Source organism: Streptomyces alkaliphilus (assembly GCF_014141535.1).
Taxonomy (GTDB): Bacteria; Actinomycetota; Actinomycetes; order Streptomycetales; family Streptomycetaceae; genus Streptomyces; species Streptomyces alkaliphilus.
Genome location: NZ_VKHT01001395.1, coordinates 1 through 993 on the forward strand (window position 1 = coordinate 1; position 993 = coordinate 993).

Below are 993 nucleotides of genomic sequence, written 5' to 3' on the forward strand. Positions count from 1 at the left end.
CGATCGTGGTCTACAACACCGTGCCCCGCGACACCCACCGCACCCCGGCCGCCGTGGAACCCTCGACCGCCCCCCGCATCGTCATGGTCGGCACGGTGCAGGACCGCAAGGGCGTGGACCTCTTCTCCCGGGTCACCGAACTGGCCCGGGCGAAGGGTCTGCCGTGGCGGTTCAGTTGGATCGGCTGGCGCACCCCCCGCATCGGCCGGGACACCCTGCTGTCGGACCGGGTGGAGTGGATGGGAGCCCTCTCCCGGCAGCGGGTCCGCGAGGAACTCGCCGCCTCCGACGCCTTCTTCCTCTCCAGCGTGGACGATCCGATGCCGCTGTCGGTGGTCGAGGCGGTGCAACACCGCCTGCGGGTGGTCACCTACCACCGGATCGGTTCGCGGGAGGTGCTGGAGGGCGCCCCCGGCTACCGCTCCTTCACCGAGTACACCCCCGAGGCGGCCCTCGCCGCGCTGGACGCCGTGCTGGCGGAGAACATCTCCGAGGAGCGGTACCGGGAGGTGGAGGAACTCTTCGACACACCCGCCTTCACCCACCGCATGTCGTTGGCGCTCGGGCTGCCCATGCCCGGCGCCGTCGGCCTCCCCGCGGGCCCGGAGGGCGGGGAGGGCGGTTTCGCCGCCGCCCTGGACCAGCAGGTGGCCCACCGGGTGGTCGAGTTCCGCGAGCACTTCCGGGCCGGTCGGGAGGAGGAGGCCCTGCGGGTCGGGACGGAGATCCTGCGCCGGCGCCGCCCGACGGACGTCCTGCTCGGCATGGCGGACCTGCACGCCCGCCGGGGCCGCGGCGCCGATGCGCTGCAACTGCTCGGCGCGGCGGTCTGCACCGGGGCCGAGCGCTCCCGGGTCTGGCGGGAGGTGGCGCGGATCGCCGAACTGGTCGGCCCCGAGGGTCGGACGCTGCACCGCTTCGCCCGTCTGGAGACCCTGAGGCTGCGGATGCGGGCCCGGTCCCGGGGCGCCGGCACCCCCACCTGACCGGCCC

1 protein-coding gene is annotated in these 993 nt (G+C 74.5%); it reads left to right on the forward strand.

What is annotated here, in order from left to right; translation table 11 throughout:
- A partial coding sequence (locus tag FNQ90_RS24700; protein ID WP_182608365.1) for a glycosyltransferase occupies positions 1-986 on the forward strand: 986 nt, incomplete at its 5' end.
- Positions 987-993: the final 7 nt, after the last annotated feature.